Annotated in this window: 13 protein-coding genes; 7 read left to right on the forward strand and 6 right to left on the reverse strand. The window is 70.3% G+C overall.

Annotation, left to right across the window (positions count from 1 at the left end; genetic code table 11):
* Positions 1 to 194: 194 nt before the first annotated feature.
* Positions 195 to 1,385 (reverse strand): beta-1,3-glucanase family protein, encoded by a 1,191-nt coding sequence (locus BJ969_RS16795; protein WP_184479846.1) that lies wholly within the window; start codon positions 1,383 to 1,385, stop codon positions 195 to 197.
* 467 nt (positions 1,386 to 1,852) lie between these two features.
* Entirely contained in the window at positions 1,853 to 2,545 is a 693-nt protein-coding gene (locus BJ969_RS16800) for a TetR/AcrR family transcriptional regulator (protein WP_343071449.1), read from the reverse strand.
* Between the two features lie 127 nt (positions 2,546 to 2,672).
* On the opposite strand from BJ969_RS16800, the gene BJ969_RS16805 reads away from it, so the two are divergent.
* The 4 genes from BJ969_RS16805 (at position 2,673) to BJ969_RS16820 (ending at position 7,053) form a co-directional block, all read left to right on the forward strand.
* Entirely contained in the window at positions 2,673 to 3,476 is an 804-nt protein-coding gene (locus BJ969_RS16805) for an SDR family NAD(P)-dependent oxidoreductase (RefSeq protein WP_184479847.1), read from the forward strand.
* A 33-nt stretch (positions 3,477 to 3,509) separates the two neighbouring features.
* Positions 3,510 to 4,637 (forward strand): DUF5938 domain-containing protein, encoded by a 1,128-nt coding sequence (locus tag BJ969_RS16810; RefSeq protein WP_184479848.1) that lies wholly within the window; start codon positions 3,510 to 3,512, stop codon positions 4,635 to 4,637.
* A 68-nt stretch (positions 4,638 to 4,705) separates the two neighbouring features.
* The gene (locus BJ969_RS16815; protein ID WP_184479849.1) at positions 4,706 to 6,268 is read left to right on the forward strand and encodes an AMP-binding protein; all 1,563 of its coding nucleotides are present in this window, start codon (positions 4,706 to 4,708) and stop codon (positions 6,266 to 6,268) included.
* A 5-nt stretch (positions 6,269 to 6,273) separates the two neighbouring features.
* The gene (locus tag BJ969_RS16820) at positions 6,274 to 7,053 is read left to right on the forward strand and encodes an isocitrate lyase/PEP mutase family protein (protein ID WP_184479850.1); all 780 of its coding nucleotides are present in this window, start codon (positions 6,274 to 6,276) and stop codon (positions 7,051 to 7,053) included.
* 275 nt (positions 7,054 to 7,328) lie between these two features.
* On the opposite strand, the gene BJ969_RS16825 is transcribed toward BJ969_RS16820, so the two are convergent.
* The 4 genes from BJ969_RS16825 to BJ969_RS16840 all read right to left on the reverse strand — a co-directional run bounded on the left by BJ969_RS16825 (position 7,329) and on the right by BJ969_RS16840 (position 13,727).
* Positions 7,329 to 9,221: a S9 family peptidase gene (locus BJ969_RS16825; protein WP_184479851.1), complete on the reverse strand. Its 1,893-nt coding sequence runs from the start codon at positions 9,219 to 9,221 to the stop codon at positions 7,329 to 7,331.
* A gap of 486 nt (positions 9,222 to 9,707) precedes the next feature.
* Complete coding sequence (locus BJ969_RS16830) at positions 9,708 to 10,091, reverse strand: YchJ family protein (protein ID WP_343071450.1); 384 nt, start codon at positions 10,089 to 10,091, stop codon at positions 9,708 to 9,710.
* 76 nt (positions 10,092 to 10,167) lie between these two features.
* Positions 10,168 to 11,049, reverse strand: a complete 882-nt coding sequence (locus tag BJ969_RS16835) for a UbiA family prenyltransferase (protein ID WP_184479853.1) — start codon at positions 11,047 to 11,049, stop codon at positions 10,168 to 10,170.
* The gene (locus BJ969_RS16840; RefSeq protein ID WP_184479854.1) at positions 11,046 to 13,727 is read right to left on the reverse strand and encodes a PEP/pyruvate-binding domain-containing protein; all 2,682 of its coding nucleotides are present in this window, start codon (positions 13,725 to 13,727) and stop codon (positions 11,046 to 11,048) included. Before BJ969_RS16840 ends, BJ969_RS16835 begins: the two co-directional genes overlap by 4 nt.
* Positions 13,728 to 14,104: 377 nt before the next feature.
* On the opposite strand from BJ969_RS16840, the gene BJ969_RS16845 reads away from it, so the two are divergent.
* From BJ969_RS16845 to BJ969_RS16855, 3 genes are all read left to right on the forward strand, one after another.
* Positions 14,105 to 14,710: a nitroreductase family protein gene (locus tag BJ969_RS16845; RefSeq protein ID WP_221315851.1), complete on the forward strand. Its 606-nt coding sequence runs from the start codon at positions 14,105 to 14,107 to the stop codon at positions 14,708 to 14,710.
* A 264-nt stretch (positions 14,711 to 14,974) separates the two neighbouring features.
* Positions 14,975 to 15,778, forward strand: coding sequence for an AfsA-related hotdog domain-containing protein (locus BJ969_RS16850; RefSeq protein WP_184479855.1), 804 nt, complete (start codon positions 14,975 to 14,977; stop codon positions 15,776 to 15,778).
* A 15-nt stretch (positions 15,779 to 15,793) separates the two neighbouring features.
* Positions 15,794 to 16,432 carry a methyltransferase family protein gene (locus BJ969_RS16855; protein WP_184479856.1) on the forward strand — a complete coding sequence of 213 codons (639 nt, stop codon included), beginning with the start codon at positions 15,794 to 15,796 and terminating at the stop codon, positions 16,430 to 16,432.
* Positions 16,433 to 16,599 lie beyond the last annotated feature (167 nt).

Below are 16,599 nucleotides of genomic sequence, written 5' to 3' on the forward strand. Positions count from 1 at the left end.
GCGTCCTCGCGCTGCTCGGCGTGGTCTCGGTCGTTCTGCCGCCCGCAGCCGCCCCGCAACGGGAGCCCTCAGTGGACTCGACCGTGTGAACGCGATCCCGCCGCACACCGACGCCGATGCGCGGCGGGGCACGACGCGAAGCGGCGGCCGACCCACGCCTCGCGTGGATCGGCCGCCGACTGCTTCGAGCGAGATCAGCGCATGGCGCCGAGCGTCAGGGTGAACACGTCGGGGTCGCCGGCGTTGACCTTGCCGCTGTGGTCCTCGCCCGCGTTCGAGCTGACGTCGTCGTAGGCGAACGCGTAGCCCTTGCCGTCGGGCAGGTTCTCGTGCACCACGCGGGCGTAGTGGTTGGTGATCTCGTTCTGGTAGAAGGTCGCCGGGTCCTCGTCCTGCGGCTGGTTCGGGTTGATCAGCAGCGTGGTGCGGTTGAACGCCGCCGCCAGGCGCGGCACGATCGCCAGGCGCTCCTGCGAGTCGCTCTCCGGGTTGTTGGCGAACGGACCGCTGTTGCAACCCCAGATGTCCACGGAGGACGGCTTCTCGAAGCGCTCCGAACCGAAGACGAACGCGTCGCCCTCGACCTTGCCCTCGATGACGCCGAGGTCGTCGCGCTGGGTGTCGACGAAGATCGACTCACCCGCGTACTTGGCGTAGACCTCGTCCACGTAGGGCTCGAGGTAGCCCTCGAAGTCGGCGGCGCGGTGGTTCGGGTTGAGCACCCGCACGACCCGGCCGTCGGCCTCCTGCACCAGGTTGGCCCAGTTGCCGCCCTGGGCGCGCAGGCCCTCGGCGACGCCGTCGAGCGCACCGGTGGGCATGCCGGGGACTTCCTGGTCACCGCTGGCCGCCTTCAGGTGCAGCGCGATGGGCGCGGCGACGAAGTCGACGTAGCTGATGTTGGCGTAGAGCTGCTCGGAGTTGAGGGTGAACTCCGCGAACGTCCAGTCCTTGCCGTAGTTCGGGTCCTCTTCGGACACGAAGTTCGGGTGCACGACGGAGGTGGCACCGTCGCCGTCCTGCACGACCTGGAATTCCAGCGTGTCGTTGAGGGAGAAGTAGACCCGCGCGCCGTACATCCGCGGGACGGTGACCTCGACGCTGCCGTCAACCGGGATGGCGGCTTCCTCGCCGACCGGGGTCGGCTCGGGGCCACTCGCCTCCGGGAAGTACGGGGTGCCGTCCTTCGTGATGAACACGGCCTTCTTCTCGGCGTCCGAGAAGCCGGCGATGTACGCGGTCGCGGGACCACCGGAGTTGTTCTGCAGCACGAACTTCAGGTTCTCGGGCGCGGCGGACGCGAACGGGGCGCTGATCGCCTGGACCCAGAACGGGGTGCTCAACGCGGCAGCGGAATACCCGAGAAACCGGCGGCGAGAAACCATGGGGGATACCTCCTGAGACAACAGGATCGGCCCGGGGGGTGGCCGACCCTTTCGTGATCGATCCCGAGAGTCTGCCGGTCTAGACCTGCCACTTGATACCCCCAAAAGGACCGAATTCACCACCTCCAAACACCAATCAACTCAACCGCACATCAAGCCGGGAAATGCAAGCAGCAGGCGAAATCCAGCCACAGAAATGGGAAAACGGGAGCCCTTTCCGAAGAAAGACGAGCTCAGTCCACTGTGTTCACGAAAGATAAGACGAAAGTCGGTCCGCGAACTCACACCTAAGGCTGCTCACGCGAAGTGACCACAGTGCACCGCGATCAATCGGGCCGCCGAATGAAGACGGCGACCACTGCTCGAATACGCGGAGTGCCCGTCCGGATACAGCGAGGTGAACGTGAACGGCGAGAGGTCGGCGGGGGACGGTCGCGAAGGAGGATCGGCGGCCTTCCCGCCGCGGGTCAGGACCGCGCGAGCAGCAGCGCGAGCACGCCCGGCATCTCCGCTTCCAGCCGCGCGACCTCGTCGTCCAGTCCGGACAACGCGTGACTGAGACCGCGCTGGAAGATCCCGTCGATCATCGCGTAGGCGACCGCGGACGACATCGCGGTCCCGACGCCCGCCAACTCGGCGCAGCGGATGATCACCCGCCAGATCATCTCTTCGCGGCGCTGGTCGATCTCCACCACTTCCTGGCGGAACGACTCGTCGAAGAGGCTCTGGTTGCGCAGGTCGTACCAGAGCCGGTGCAGCGGAGCGTCGGTCTTCAACGTCGCGAAGAACCGGGCGACGAAACCGTCGCGCAATTCGTCCGCGCTCGTCGCGTTCGCGACGAGTTCGTCGTACCGGGTCACGCACACGGCCTCGTACTGGCGGACCGCTTGCACGATCAGGTCCTGCTTGTCCGCGAAGTAGTAGTGCAGGACTCCGTGGGAGAACTCCGAATTCTGCGCGATCTCGCGCAGGCTCGTCCGCGCGTACCCCAGGTCGGCCAGGGTGTTCAGCGTCGCGACGGCGAGCTCGGTCCGCCGCACCTCGAACTTGTCGATCTGGCGGCGGGCGATCCGCTTCTGCTTCGTCTCGGCGACCTCGGTCACGTGCTCGTCCTGTCGGCTGGCGGCGGTGTGCTGCTGCGGCCCGCAGTCTACCGCCACCGCCGTCCATGACAGTCGTCCAAGAAATTCTTGACGACTGTCCAAACCAATGCATACGGTGTGATCCGCGCCGCACGGGAGATCTTGGCAACCGTGCTGACCAGCGATCTCAACGAGGAGATTCCGGATGAGCAGCTATGACCTGACCGGCAGAAGAGCCCTCGTGACAGGGGGTGCGCGCGGCCTCGGCGCCGGAATCGCCGAAGCGCTGACGAAGGCGGGAGCAGCGGTCGTCATCGGCGACGTGCTCGAAGAGGCCGGCAAGGACACGGCGCGAGCGCTGCGCGACGCGGGCGCCGACGCGGAGTTCGTCGCGCTCGACGTCACCGACGACGACAACTGGGCCGCGGCGATCCAGCAGACCGTCGACTCCATCGGCGGCCTGGACATCCTGGTGAACAACGCCGGGGTGGAGATCACCAGCCTGATCGTCGACCTCGACCCGGCCGACGTGCGCAAGATGCTCGACGTCAACGTGCTCGGCAACTCGCTCGGCCTCAAGCACGGCTTCCGCGCCATGCGGCCGGGCGGTGCGGCGGGCGCGGGCGGTGCCGTGGTCAACATCGCGTCGGTGGCCGCGACGATCGCGTTCCCCGGCATCTCGCTGTACTCGGCGACGAAGTCCGCGATCGACCGGCTCACCCGCGTCGCCGCCGCCGAGTCCGGGAAGCTCGGCTACGGCGTGCGCGTCAACTCGATCTACCCGGGCCTGACGCCCACCACCATGGGCAACCAGCTCGCGGCCGACTGCGCCGAGATCGGGCTGTTCCCCTCCCCGCAGGCGGCGGCGGAAGCCGTCGTCGGGCTCACCCCGCAAGGACGGCTCGGGCAGGTCGACGACATGGCCGACGCCGTGGTCTTCCTGGCCTCCGACGCCGCGAAGTACATCACCGGAGCGGGGCTTCCGGTCGATGGCGGCATGGGCATGTGACCAGGACACCACCAGCACTGGAGGAACGAATTCATGGCCACTGACAAGCGCGTCGTCGTCTACGGCGCCTCCGGGTACACCGGACGGCTGATCTGCGAATACCTGCGCGAGTACAACATCCCCTTCCTCGCGGCGGGCCGGAACCACCAGCGCGTCAAGGACGCCGTCGACGCGGTGCCCGGCATCGAGACCGTCGAGCACGAGGTCGTGGAGGTCGAGCACACCGCCGCCGCGCTCGCGGAGACCTTCCGCGGCGCCTCGGTCGTGCTCAACACCGTCGGCCCGTTCGCCCGCTACGGCCACGAGGTCGCGCAGGCCTGCCTGGACATCGGGGCGCACTACACCGACACCAACGGCGAGCAGAACTGGATGATCGACGCCGAAGCGCGCTACGGCGCCGACTTCGCCGCGCGGGGCCTGCTGCTCACCCCGGGCCTGGCGCAGATGTACACCATCGGCGAGATCGCGGCGAACATCTGCCTGGAGACGCCCGGCCTGGACACCCTCGACATCGAGGTGTTCTGGAAGGGGCACCCGACCGTCGCCTCCACCAACACGATCCTGCTCAACGCGGCGTTCGCGAAGGCCTACCACCTGGAGCAGAACGAGTACGTGGAGTGGCGGGCGGACGGCTGGCCCGCCGAAGTGGTGGTGCCCGGCCAGCACGAGCTCGGGCTGGCGCTGCCCTGGGGCGGCACGTCGCACCCGGTGTGGTTCAAGAACGACCCGCGGGTGGCCAACGCCCGTGCGCTGGGCGGCGTGTTCGACAGGGCGTTGATGTCGGCCGTGCCGCAGATCGTCAACGCCGCGCTGGAGCAGATGGAGGGGCTCTCCACCGAGGAGAAGCTCAAGATCATCGACGCGACCTCCGCGCAGGTCCGCAGCGAGATGCCGCCGCGGGAGAACCCGCGCATCAACACCTCGCTCGACTCGGTGCACGCCTCGGGTCCGCTGGGGCGCGCGCACTGCGTGATCCACGGCAACTGCAACTACAAGCAGACCGCGCTGCTCAACGTGCACGCCGCCGCGTCGCTGCTGCAGCAGCCGCCGCGCAAGGCCGGGTTCGCCTCCAGCTGCCAGGCCTTCGGGCACCGGGAGCTGCTGGGCACGCTGCGCGCGTTCGGCCTGGTGCTCGACCCGATCCTGGAAGTCCACCGCTGATGCGCGCGTGCGCCGGTCGCCGTGCGCGGCGACCGGCGCACCCCGCGTCCCGCACCACGAGGTGAGCGATGCAACTGGCCGGCTACTTGGACAAGGGCGCCTCCCTGGGCGGCGGCGAGCCCTGCTTGACGACGAACGGGCGATCGCGCGACTACGCGGCGGTGCAGGAGTCGTCGTGGCGGATCGCGGGGGCGCTGCGCGGATCCGGGATCGGCGCGGGCGACCGCGTCGCGGTGCTGTCGGCGAACGATCCCGACGCACTCGGCTGCGTGTTCGGCATCTCCCGCGCGGGCGCGGTGTGGTGCCCGGTCAACCCGCGCAACGAGGCCGCCGAGAACGAGCAGCTGCTGGGGATGTTCGGGTGCCGCTGCCTGTTCTTCCAGGCGAAGTTCGCCCCGCTGGTGCAGCGGATCCGCCACGGCCTGCCCGAGCTGACCACGCTGGTGTGCCTGGACGGGGAGGTCGACGGGGCCTGGAACTTCGCCGAGTGGCTCGCGCGCGCCGACCCGCTGCCCGGCCCGGTCACCCGCGCCGGGGACGACCTGTGCATGCTCGCCGCGACCGGCGGCACGACCGGACTGCCGAAGGGCGTCCGCTTGACCGGCACGAACATGGCCACCGCGACGGCGACGACGCTGATGAGCTACCCGTTCGGCGACTCGCCCCGGTATCTGGCGCTCGCGCCGCTCACCCATTCCGCCGGGGTGCTCACCTTCCCGATCATGGCGCTCGGCGGGGAGGTCGTCATCATGCCGAATCCGGACCTCGGCGAGTTCCTGCGGCTCGTGCAGCACCACCGCATCACGCACGCCTTCCTGCCGCCGACGGTCATCTACGGGCTGCTGGAGCACCCCGACCTGGACGCGACGGACCTGAGTTCGCTGCGCTGCCTCTGGTACGGGGCCGCCCCGATGTCGCCGACGCGGCTGGCGGAGGCGCTCACCCGGATCGGGCCGGTCTTCGGGCAGCTGTTCGGGCAGACCGAGGCGCCGAACATGATCTCGACGATGGCCCCGGCCGACCACTTCCGCCCGGACGGCTCCATCGCGACCGAGCGGCTCACCTCCGCCGGGCGCCCGAGCCCGCTGACCCAGGTGGCGGTGATGGGCGAGCAGGGCGCGCTGCTGCCTCGGGGCGAGCGCGGCGAGGTCGTGGTGCGCGGTCCGCTGGTCATGGACGGCTACCACGAGAACCCGGAGGCCACGGCCGCGGTCAGCGAGCACGGCTGGCACCACACCGGCGACATCGGCTACCTCGACGCGGAGAACTTCCTGCACATCGTCGACCGGGCCAAGGACATGATCATCACGGGCGGGTTCAACGTGTACTCCGCCGAGGTGGAGCAGGCGTTGCTGGCGCACCCGGCGGTGCTCGACGCGGCGGTGATCGGGCTGCCCGACGAGAAGTGGGGCGAGCGGCTGACCGCGGTCGTGCAACCGCGCCCGGAGCGGCAGGCGGAACCGGACGAGCTGAAGTCCTTCGTGAAAGAACGGCTGGGGTCGGTGAAAACGCCCAAGCAGATCGAGATCTGGCCCGACCTCCCGCGATCGAAGATCGGCAAGGTGCTCAAGCCGGAGATCAAGAACCGGTTCGCGGCCGATCCGGACACCGCGCCGCGGGGACTAGATTGAGCGGTATGACCTCCATCGCTGAGAAGGCCACCCGCCTGCAAGAACTCCACGCGGCGCCGGAACTGCTGCTGCTCGTCAACGCGTGGGACTCGATCACCGCGAAGGTCGTCGCCGAGACGCCCGGCACGCGGGCGCTGGCGACCCCGAGCCACGGCATCGCCGCCGCCCGCGGCTACCCCGACGGCGAGCGCATCCCCCGCGACGAGATGATCGCCGAAGTCGCCCTGATCGTGCGGGCGGCCGGCGACCTGCCCGTCACCGCCGACCTCGAAGCGGGCTACGGCGATCCCGGCGGCACCATCGCCCGCGCCATCGACGCCGGAGCGGTCGGCGCCAACCTCGAAGACCAGGTGAAGCCGCTCGCCGAGTCGGTGCGGGCGGTCGAATCCGCCGTCGCCGCCGCCGAATCCGCGGGCATCGACTTCGTCCTCAACGCGCGCACCGACGTGTTCCTCCGGGCCGCCGACCGCGACCCCGAGGAGGTCCTCGCCGACGCCATCACCCGCGGACGCGCCTACTTGGACGCCGGAGCCTCCAACTTCTTCGTCCCCGGCAAGCTCGACGCCGACCAGGTCGGGCGCCTCGTCGAAGCGCTCGGAGACCGCAAGGTCAACCTGATCGGCATCCCCGGTTCCCTCCCGCTGCGAACGGCTCAGGAACTCGGCGTCTCCCGCGTGTCCTACGGCCCGTGGAGCCAGAACGTCGCCCTGACCGCGCTGGCCGAGCTCACCGAGGACGTCCACAACGGCGGCGGACTCCCGGCCGATACCCGCAAGCTGAACTGACCACCGAGGCCCTGCGGCTCCGCCCCTGGCAAGGCACCGGCCGAATCGTGCGCTCAGGGGAATTCAAAAGGATCTTTTGATCTTTGTCGTGTCAGTGGCGGAGCCGCCGAGCAGTGACCGGCTTGAGCGGAACGACCACCGGCGGGTTCTCAGCGGTTTCCTCGCGAGGACGGCTTTTCTCCTCGTGGCGGAGCCACTGGGAAAAAGATCCCGCGGCGAGGAAACCGCTGAAGTTCCGCCACCCGACCCCTACGCAGGCCAAGCCGAGAGCCCCCTCAGCCCTGAGCTTCTCGTCCTCCCAGGTGTTCACCGAGGAAGCGGTCGGCGGCGTGGAACATCGCGATCAGGTTGTCCGGGTTGGTGAACAGGTGCCCCTCGTCGTCGAAGACGAGGTAGTCGACCTCGACACCGCGGGCGCGCAGCGCCTCGACGAGGTTGTCGGACTCGGCCTGCACGACGCGGACGTCGTTGGCGCCTTGGACGACCATCAGCGGTGTGCGGATCTCGTCGACGCGGGTGATCGGCGAGCGGGCGCGCATGTCCGCCTCCTGCGCCGGGTCGGACGGGTCGCCGACGTAGTGGTACCAGTTGTTGATCAGGGCGGGCTTGGCCATGTCCGGCACCGTGCGCATGAAGTTCGCCAGGTCGGAGATCCCGACGTAGTCCACCGCCGCGGCGAACCGGTCCGGGGTGAACGTGACGCCGACCAAGGTGGCGTAGCCCCCGTAGGAGCCGCCGAAGATCGCGACCCGGTCCGGGTCGGCGTAGCCCTGCGCCACGGCCCAGTCGACCGCGTCGATCAGGTCGTCGTGCATGGCACCGGCGAACTCCCCGACCGCGGAACGCATGTGGTGCTTGCCGAAGCCCGACGAGCCGCGGAAGTTCACCTGCAGCACCGCGTACCCCCGGTTGGCCATCAGCTGCACGCTCTTGTCGAAGCCCCAGGAGTCACGGGCCCACGGTCCGCCGTGGACCATCAGGACCAGCGGCAGCCCGGCGGGCTCGATGCCCACGGGCAGCGTCAGGTACGACGGCAGCGGCAGCCCGTCGCGGGCGGGGATCGTCACCGGCGTCATCGGGGCCATCGCGTCGGGGTCCAGGTGCGGGTTCGGCCGGAACAGCAGCCGCCGCTCCCCCGTCTCGTGATCGTAGAACCAGGTCAGCCCCGCTTCGCGGTCGTGGGTGAACGACACGACCCAGCGGCGGCCGTCCTCGTCGCAGGACACCGCGGCGAGGGTCCCGTCGGACAGCGACTCCAGGTTCGCCAGCACCTCGGCGAATCCCGCGTCCAGCGCGCGGATCACCTGGCGGCTGCCGAGGTAGCGAGCCCCCAGCAGTTCGCCCGTGCGCCGGTGCCGGATCAGCGGGGAGGGCAGCGCGGCGAAGACCGCGGCGCGGGTGTCGAGGTCGAACTCTGGGTGCGAGTCGACTTCGGTCTCCTCGCCGGTGGTCAGGTCGAGCCGGACCAGGCGGGTGCGGTCGGTTCCCCGGTTGGAGCCGATCCAGGCGGCGGTCCCGTCCGGCGTGGCCTCGAACGGGAAGATGCTCATCGGGTGGTCGGCGCCGTCGAAGGTCGTGATGCGGTGCAGTTCGCCCGTGTCGCCGTCGCGGCGGGACAGCGCGAGGTCGCCGTCCTCGGTCAGGGTCTGGGCGAACAGCCGGCCCTCCCCCGCGTAGAGCCAGTCGAGCACCGGGCCGGGGTTGCGGGCCAGGGTCGTGAGCTCACCGGTGGCGATGTCGAGCTCGTGCAGGTCGAACTCGGCGGCGTCGCGAGCGTTGAGCTGCAGCACCGCCTTGCCCGGTCGCGCAGCGGGGAGCACGAGGCCGACGGCCGCCGCGCCGGGGAACGGCGTCAGGTCGACCGCGGGCGCGTCGGGCTCGTCCAGGTCGACGCGGAACACGTGCCAGTTCTCGTCGCCGTCGTCGTCCTGCAAGTACAGCAGCCAGCGCGGGTCGTCGGTCCACGCGTAGTGCTGGACGGTGCGGCGTTCGTCGGCGGTCACGCACCGCGGTTCGGCGCGCCCGTCGAGGTCCTCGATCCAGACGTTGAGCCTGTTCTTCCACGGCGCCAGGTAGGCGATCCGGGTGCCGTCGGGCGAGATCGACGCGCCGGCGCGCTCCGGTGGCCGGAAGAAGTCCTCGACGGTGATCCGTTCGGGCAGTGCCATGGCGCTGTCCCCTCCTCGGTGTTCGCAGCGGCGGGTCCGCTGCGACCAGGAAAGGCCGTGCCGCCACGGCATGCTCAAGCCCGGAGCGCCGTGACGGGCACCACTGCCCGGCATCGAGCGCGGAGTCCACGGAGGACTCGGTTCGAGACGACCTGCGCCCCTTCCTCCTTCTCGGGGCCGGTCCTGGCCGGTACCGCCCAGGATCGTGTACTCGGTCGAAGGGACCCGCTCGATCCGTCGTGCGAGGTGCTGATGACGTCCTGGGGAGAGCTCACGTGGCCCGAGATCCCGGCCGCGGTCGCCGAGCACGTCGCCCGGCACCTGGCCGAGCGCGCGGGCCTGCTGCGGCTCCCGACCGTCCCTATGGGCAGGGCAACTCTTCGCCGTCGTCCGGAAGGGGCGCGGAGGACGGAGTTCGCCTCGTTCGGTGGTTCGATTTCTCGCGAGATCGCGGGAATCGTCCACACCGTGACGGCAGGGCTCCGGCTAGTCGTGGTCGCCGTCGACGTAGGTCCAGGACTTGTCCGCCCGGGTGAAGCGGGAGTGCTCGGTGAGCGAGCCCGCCCGGCCGTGCAGGTGGTAGTGCGCGCGGAAGGTCACGGTGCCCTCGGTGTCGAACGGGCCGCCGCCGGTGCGGTCGAGGACGTCGAGGCGCACCCAGCGCTGCTCGGGGTCGAGGTCGAGCTCCGCCGGGCGGGTCGACGGGTGCCAGGTCGCCAGCAGGTAGGCGGCGTCGCCGACGGCGAACGCCGCGTAGCGCGACCGCATGAGCTGCTCGGCCGTCGCGGCCTTGCGCTCGCCCGCGTGCAACGGGCCGCAGCAGGTCGCGAACGGCTCACCGAGTCCGCACGGGCAGGGATTCGCACTCACCCGCACAGGTTCTCACCCCGAACGCGCCCGGAGGCGGCGGCCCCGCCACTCGACGGGGCCGCCCCGGGCGTCCGCCTCACCAGGTGGTGAGGCGGAACAGGATCATGCTCGCCAGCAGGGCGATGTAGCCGAGCAGCGTCCACCCGGCGGGGGCGTAGCGCTCGCCGGTGGTCCTGGCGAACTTGACCAGGCCGCACGCCGTGAACGGCAGCGGCAGCAGGAACAGCAGCAGCTGCGGACCGGCCTGGCCGGCGCTCACCGCGACGACCGCCTGCAACCCGCACGCCAGGACCTGCAGCACGCCCACGACCGTCAACGCCCCGGCCGCGCCGGCCGCCGTCGAGTACAGCTTCTCGCCGGACAGGGCGAATTCGGCGCGGACGGTCTTTCGCGCGATCTCCCAGTGCAGGTAGCCGAGCACGATCGAGAGCAGCACCAGCGCCGTCGGCACCACCGGCACCGACGGGCCGAGCGCGACGACGAGGCACAGCAGCACCGTCTTGAGCTGGACGGTGAGCGCGATGTTGCGCCACATGCTCGCGTCGAACCGGTCCCAGCTCGTCTCCAGCCAGCACAGGAACAGCGAGAACGCCATCGCCGCGACCGCCACCAGCACCGGCGCGAGTCCCGCCACCGCGGCGGCGGCCAGCGCCACCGCCGCGGAGACCAGCAGGTAGGTCCTGATGTCGGTCGTCGTCACCTCACCGGTGACGACGGGGCGGCGCGGGTTGAACTCGCGGTCGTAGTCGCGGTCCTTCACCTCGTCCACCGCGCGCAGGAAGAACAGCAGCGCGAACAGCGCCACCGCCGCGCCGACCGCAGCGACCAGGCCCGGCCCCGGCTCGGTCCGCAGCGGCGCCAGCGCGGACAGCACCGCCGCCACCAGCATCGACACGTAGAAGACGTACTTGCGCGGTGGGAAGCGCTTGGTGAAGAACCGCCAGAACACCGCGATCATTCGACCACCCGCACAGTTCCGGCCACGCCGTCGAGCTCCACGGTCGCGCCGTCGGGGATGCGCTCGACGGCGCCCGGCACGGCGACGATGGTCGGGATGCCGAACTTGCGGCCGGTGATGGCGGTGTGCGACAGCAGGCTGCCGCGCTCCACCACGATGCCCTTCGCCGCCAGCATCAGGTACAGCCATCCCGGATCGGTCTCGCGGGCGATGAGCACGTCGCCCTCGTCGAGGTCGTCGGCGAACGACGGGTCGAGCACGACCCGCGCCCGCCCGCGGACCTTGCCGGGGCACGAGCCGAGGCCGCGCATGACGCCGTCAGCGGACTCGGGCACCTCGGTCTCCTGCGGGACGTCGACGACCTCCGGGATCGACAAGCCGACCACGTCCGCCGTGGAGAACTCGCGCTGCGGCCGGCGCCGCTGGGCGCGTTCGTGGTCGCCGCGCCGCACTTCGACGAGACCGGCGAGGTCGTGGGTGGTGCCGGAGCCGTCGAAGAACCCGAGCAGTTCCTCCACGTCGAGCCAGAACACGTCCTGGGCATCGGCGAGCACCCCGCGCTGCTGCAGGTGACCGCCCAACGCCTTGATCACCTGCTTGCTGTAGCCGAACAGCTCGCTGCGCTGGTAGCGGCCCGCTTCGCGGTAGTAGAGGAAGGTGCGCAGGCGGTCGAACAGGCCCAGCACGACCTTGCGCCGCGCCGCCGAGGGCAGCGCCTCCTTCAGCCGCTGCTCACCGGCCAGCCGCGTCTCGTGCTCGGTGCGCTCCATCTCGGCCGCGACGACGCCGCGGGCGGCGTACTGCCCGGCCAGGCGCAGCAGTTCCCACGGCTGCTCGCGCAGGTTGGGCCGTTCCAGCTTGAGCTCTTCGAGCCCGCGGTCGCCGTACCGGTTCAAGTGCGCGTCCACCGAGGTGGTGAACTCGGCGGGCAGCTCACCGGCGCGCAGCCGCTCCCAGATCTCCTCCGGCGGCTTGGTCCGGAACAGCAGGTCCAGGTCGGCGTCGGCGCGGACCTGCTCGCCCAGCCGCACGGCGCTGAGCGCGATCTCCGCGCCGCGCAGCTGCTTGCCGCCGCAGAGCAGCTGGCTGAACAACGTGTCGGTGTCGCCGACGCCCCACTTCTTCAGCAGGCGCTCCAGCCGACCGTGCACGATCAGCATGAACTGGTAGTTGATGAGCGTGATGCCCCAGAGGTTCCCGGCGCTGCGCCACACTTCGCGGTAGTCGTCGACGAGGGTCAGCGGGTGCGCCTCGGTGAACCGGTCGCCGCGCCTGCTGCGCAGGAGCTCGGTCCACTCGGTCTCGAACGCGGCGAAGTCCCGCGCCATCGTGGCGTAGTTCAACCCCGCCCGCGCCCAGCCGCCGACGAGCTTCGCCGACCGGGTCAGCTGCGCGCGCAGGTCCTTGCCGCGCCCGTCGGAGTGGTAGTAGCTGTTGTCCAGCTCGGCGACCAGCCGCTCCCAGTCCCGGCGCATCCCGTCGAACAGCGGGAACACCGCCAGTTCGCGCAGGAACGAGCTGATGTTGTGGTAGATCCGCCCGTCGATGAACGCGACCAGCCGGGTCATCGTCTCGTGCAGGTCGTGCAGCTCGCGGGCGGGAACTCCGCAGCGGCGCAGGTAGTCGTGGTTGAGCAGCCAGTAGAACCGGCGGGCCACGGAGTACGTCATCGGCGTCGTGGTGCCGGGGAAGCTCTCCGAGACGTTGGCGCTGCTGAACACGCGGTAGTGGCCGGGGTTCATGGTGATCGGCCGGGACTGCAGCACGTGCACCGCGCCGTCGGGCGTGATCGTGGCCTCGATGTCCTGCGGGCTGCCGAACAACCCCTCGATGCGGTCGCCCAGCGCGGACAGCTCCCGCACTTCGTCGTCGCTGAGCACCGGCGCGTCCCGCCGTTCCTGCGGCACCGGCGCGATCCTGGTGCCGTGGCCGCGCTCGGCGTCGAAGGTCACCATTTCCGGCTTCTGCACGACCACCCGGCGCAGCTCGCCGGACTGGCCGTGCAGGAAGTAGTGGTCGGTCGGGGTCTTCTCGGCCACCACGCCTTCCCCGATGCCCCAGCCCGCGCTGATCACGGTGTCCTTGGCGTAGCTGGTCGGGTCGCAGGTGAACAGGACCATGGAGCGCTCGCCGAACACCATCTGCTGCACGCCGACCGCGACGGAGATCCGGTCCAGCGACAACCCCTGCCGGTGGCGGTAGAGCAGCCCCTCGGGGTTGAACGCCGACGCCCAGCACTTGAGCACGGCGTCGCGGACCTGCGCGACGGGCACGTACAGGTAACTGTCGCTCATGCCGGCGAAGGCGTGCTCGGCGGAGTCCTCGCCCTCTTCGGGGCGGGCGCCCACCATGGACGCGCGCACGGCGACAACGGAGTCGGCGTCGAAGGTCGTGCTGAGCGCGTCGGCGAGCAACCGCTCGCCTTCCGCGCCGAGCCCGCCGCTGAGGATCGTCTCGCGGGCCCGCCGCGAGGCTTCGCGCAGGGCGTGCCAGTCGTCGAAGTCCAGCTCCCCCAAGGCTTCCTTGACGGCACCGGCAGACACGGAGCGGGTGAACAGCTCACCGGTGAGGCAGAACAGCGGGGGCACCGTGACGCCGTCGTCGCGCAAGGTCTTGAGCCGGGCGAACTTCCAGCCGACCCGTTCCGGGAGCATCGGATGGTCCAGGGTCTCGATCACGGACGAACTCCCTCGATGTGCCGGACGCCGTCGACGTCCGCAGTGGATTCGCTCGCGGTGGAGCGACGCAGCGCCAGGTGCACCGCACGGATTCGCGACGGGCCGGGCGCTGAGCACCCGCGGCCCGACCGGGTCGCGCGGGACCGCCGAACCGGTGGCGCGACTGCCGGGAGAACGTCGACCGGCTTCGGCGCCGGCGCGCGGCGGGCATGCGACGGCTGCGATTGGCCAAGATCCACACTAGCCGGGCGAAGACTAGGTGAATCACCACAAACCCGCTGGCACGGTGAAAACCAGGTGCTCCGCGGGAGCGCTCGCAGACCGTCCTGCGTGGACTCCGGGCGGACGGTGCGGCGATCTCGGCGGAGGAGGCTGCGGTGGATCTCGACCAGGCGCTCACGACGACGCGGACGGTCCGGCGGCGCCTGGACCTCGCGCGCCCGGTGGACCCCGAACTGATCCGGGAATGCCTGCGGCTCGCGACGTGCGCACCGAATGGCGGGAACCGGCAGGACTGGCGATTCCTCGTCCTCGACGACGCCGAGGTGAAGGAACAGGTCGCCCGCCATTATCGGGAGGCTTCGGCGGAATACCTCGCGGACAAGCCCGAGAACGCGAACACCGCCGCCGCACGAGCGCTCGCGGAACGGCTCGCCGACGTGCCCGCGCTCGTGCTGGTGTGCTCCCGGGGCAGGCTCGCGGCCGACGCGCCCCCGGCGAAGCGATCGAGCTTCTACGGCTCGATCTACCCCGCCGTGTGGAGCTTCATGCTCGCCGCGCGCGCCAGGGAGCTCAGCACCGCGCTGACCACGGTGCACCTCGCCCGCGAACGCGAGGTCGCCGACCTGCTGGGCATCCCCTTCGACGAGGTCACCCAGGTCGCGCTGATCCCCGTCGCGCACCGCCTGGGGCCGCAGCCCTCCGGACGTCCCCCGCGCGGCCCGGTGGAGGAGGTGGTCGCGCACAACCGGTGGACCCCGTGACGGGCCGAAGGGCGCACGAGCACCAGGGCCGAACGGCGCAACGAGATTTCTTCGCGAATCGCGATCAGAGCATTGCGGACAGGTTGCGGAACCAATTCCCGCATTCGACCCGAACGCGCGAATGAACGCGCCACCGGAGTCCGATAATTGCGCCTCCGCGCAGTCTCGGAAATGCGGCGGACGATCTAAGGAAAGCCCCAGACCTGCCGCACCTATAAAGGAAAACATGAAGATCGAAATGTTATCGAGGCGCGGGAGGCGACTATGACCTTGGCGCTCGATTCGCTGGTGCTCACGTTGGAAGGAACGCTGATCGCCGATCAGCAGGACACCTTCTACTTCGACCACCCGCTGGACCACCTGCCCGCCACGCTGCTGCTGGACGGCGCGGTGGACCTCGCCACGGCGTCCCTTCCGGGCCACGTCGCGGAAATGCACGTGAAGTTCCACCGCTTCGGCGAGATCGACGAACCCGTGGACGTGCGGCTCACCCAGACCTCCGACGGTTCCGAGCGGTGCGCGCTGCGGTTCTCCGCACGGGACGCGGACCTCGCCGACGGGCACGTGGTGCTGCGGGAGATGCCGCCCGCACCGGCCGTTCCCCCGGTGCGCGGACCGGAACCGGCCCCCGTCGACCGGGCGCTCGTGCACCGGCACCGCACGGACAACGTCGCGATCGGCGGCGTCGTCGCCGGGCCGGACGGATCGGCCGCCGAGATCCTCGACCTCGCCGCGGACCACCCGCTGCGGCGCCGCGACGCGGCGCACCGCTCACCGGTGGAGCTCATCGAGGCCGCGCGCCAGCTCACCACCTTCATCGGGCACGCGGTGTGGGAGATCCCCGACGACTGGAAGTACGTCTTCTCCGCGGTCGGCTACGAACAGCGCCGCCCGGTGGCCGCCGACGAGCCGCTGCGGCTGCGCACTTCGCGGATGTCGTTGCACCGCAGGCGGATCGACGTCGTAGTGGAACTCGAAGCCGCCGACGGCGTGGTCGGCTCGGTGTCCATCGACGGTCTCGTCGCCGCGCCCCGCATCTACCAGCACCTGCGCTGGTCGCAGCACTGACGGAAAGGATCGTCCATGCTCGGCAGGCTCGAAAGCCTCTTCCCGCCCGCGCTGTTCGTCTGCGCCACCGCGATGCTGGGCTGGGGCACCTGGTCCCACGGCTCGCGAGGTGATCTGCTGGGCGTCGCGGTGCTGGTCGCCTACTTCGCCTGGATTCTGCTGGAAATCCGCATCACCTTCCAGAGCGCGACCCAGGAGACGAGCTCGGGCGACCGGGGAAGCCTCCAGCTCTACGGGATCTCCCGCATGCTGGTGCTGGGCACGCTGGTGTTCCTGCCCTCGGCGTGGGAGGACTGGAGCGCGCTGCGCGTGCTGGCCGCGGTGGCGTTCGTCGCCGGAGTGGTGCTGCGGCTCGGTTCCATCCAGCAGCTCGGGCGGTTCTACTCGCACCGGGTCCGCACGGTGGCCGAGCACCAGATCATCCAATCAGGACCGTACCGGTTCGTGCGCCACCCGTCCTACGCCGGAATGGTGCTCGCCCACCTCGGCGTGGTGGTCGTGTTCTTCAACCCGGTCAGCCCGATCCTGTTCGTGGCGCTGATGGTCCCGGCCATCATCTGGCGGATCCTGGTCGAGGAGAACACCTTGATGCGGCTCGACGAGTACCCCGCCTACGCGCAGGGCCGTCCCCGCCTCGTTCCCGCCGTCTGGTGACCCACCGGCGCCGACCCCCCGCCGGAGTCCGGGTCGAGCCCCGCCTCGGCCCGGATTCCCGCACCTCCCCGCGAGTGGCCTTGCGCACAGTCGGCGGACGGAACTTGAGCATGCCGCGACGGCACGGCATCTCCTGAGCGCGGCTCCCCCGGCCGACGACGGCACGA

It is taken from the genome of Saccharopolyspora gloriosae (genome assembly GCF_014203325.1).
Classification (GTDB): Bacteria; Actinomycetota; Actinomycetes; order Mycobacteriales; family Pseudonocardiaceae; genus Saccharopolyspora_C; species Saccharopolyspora_C gloriosae.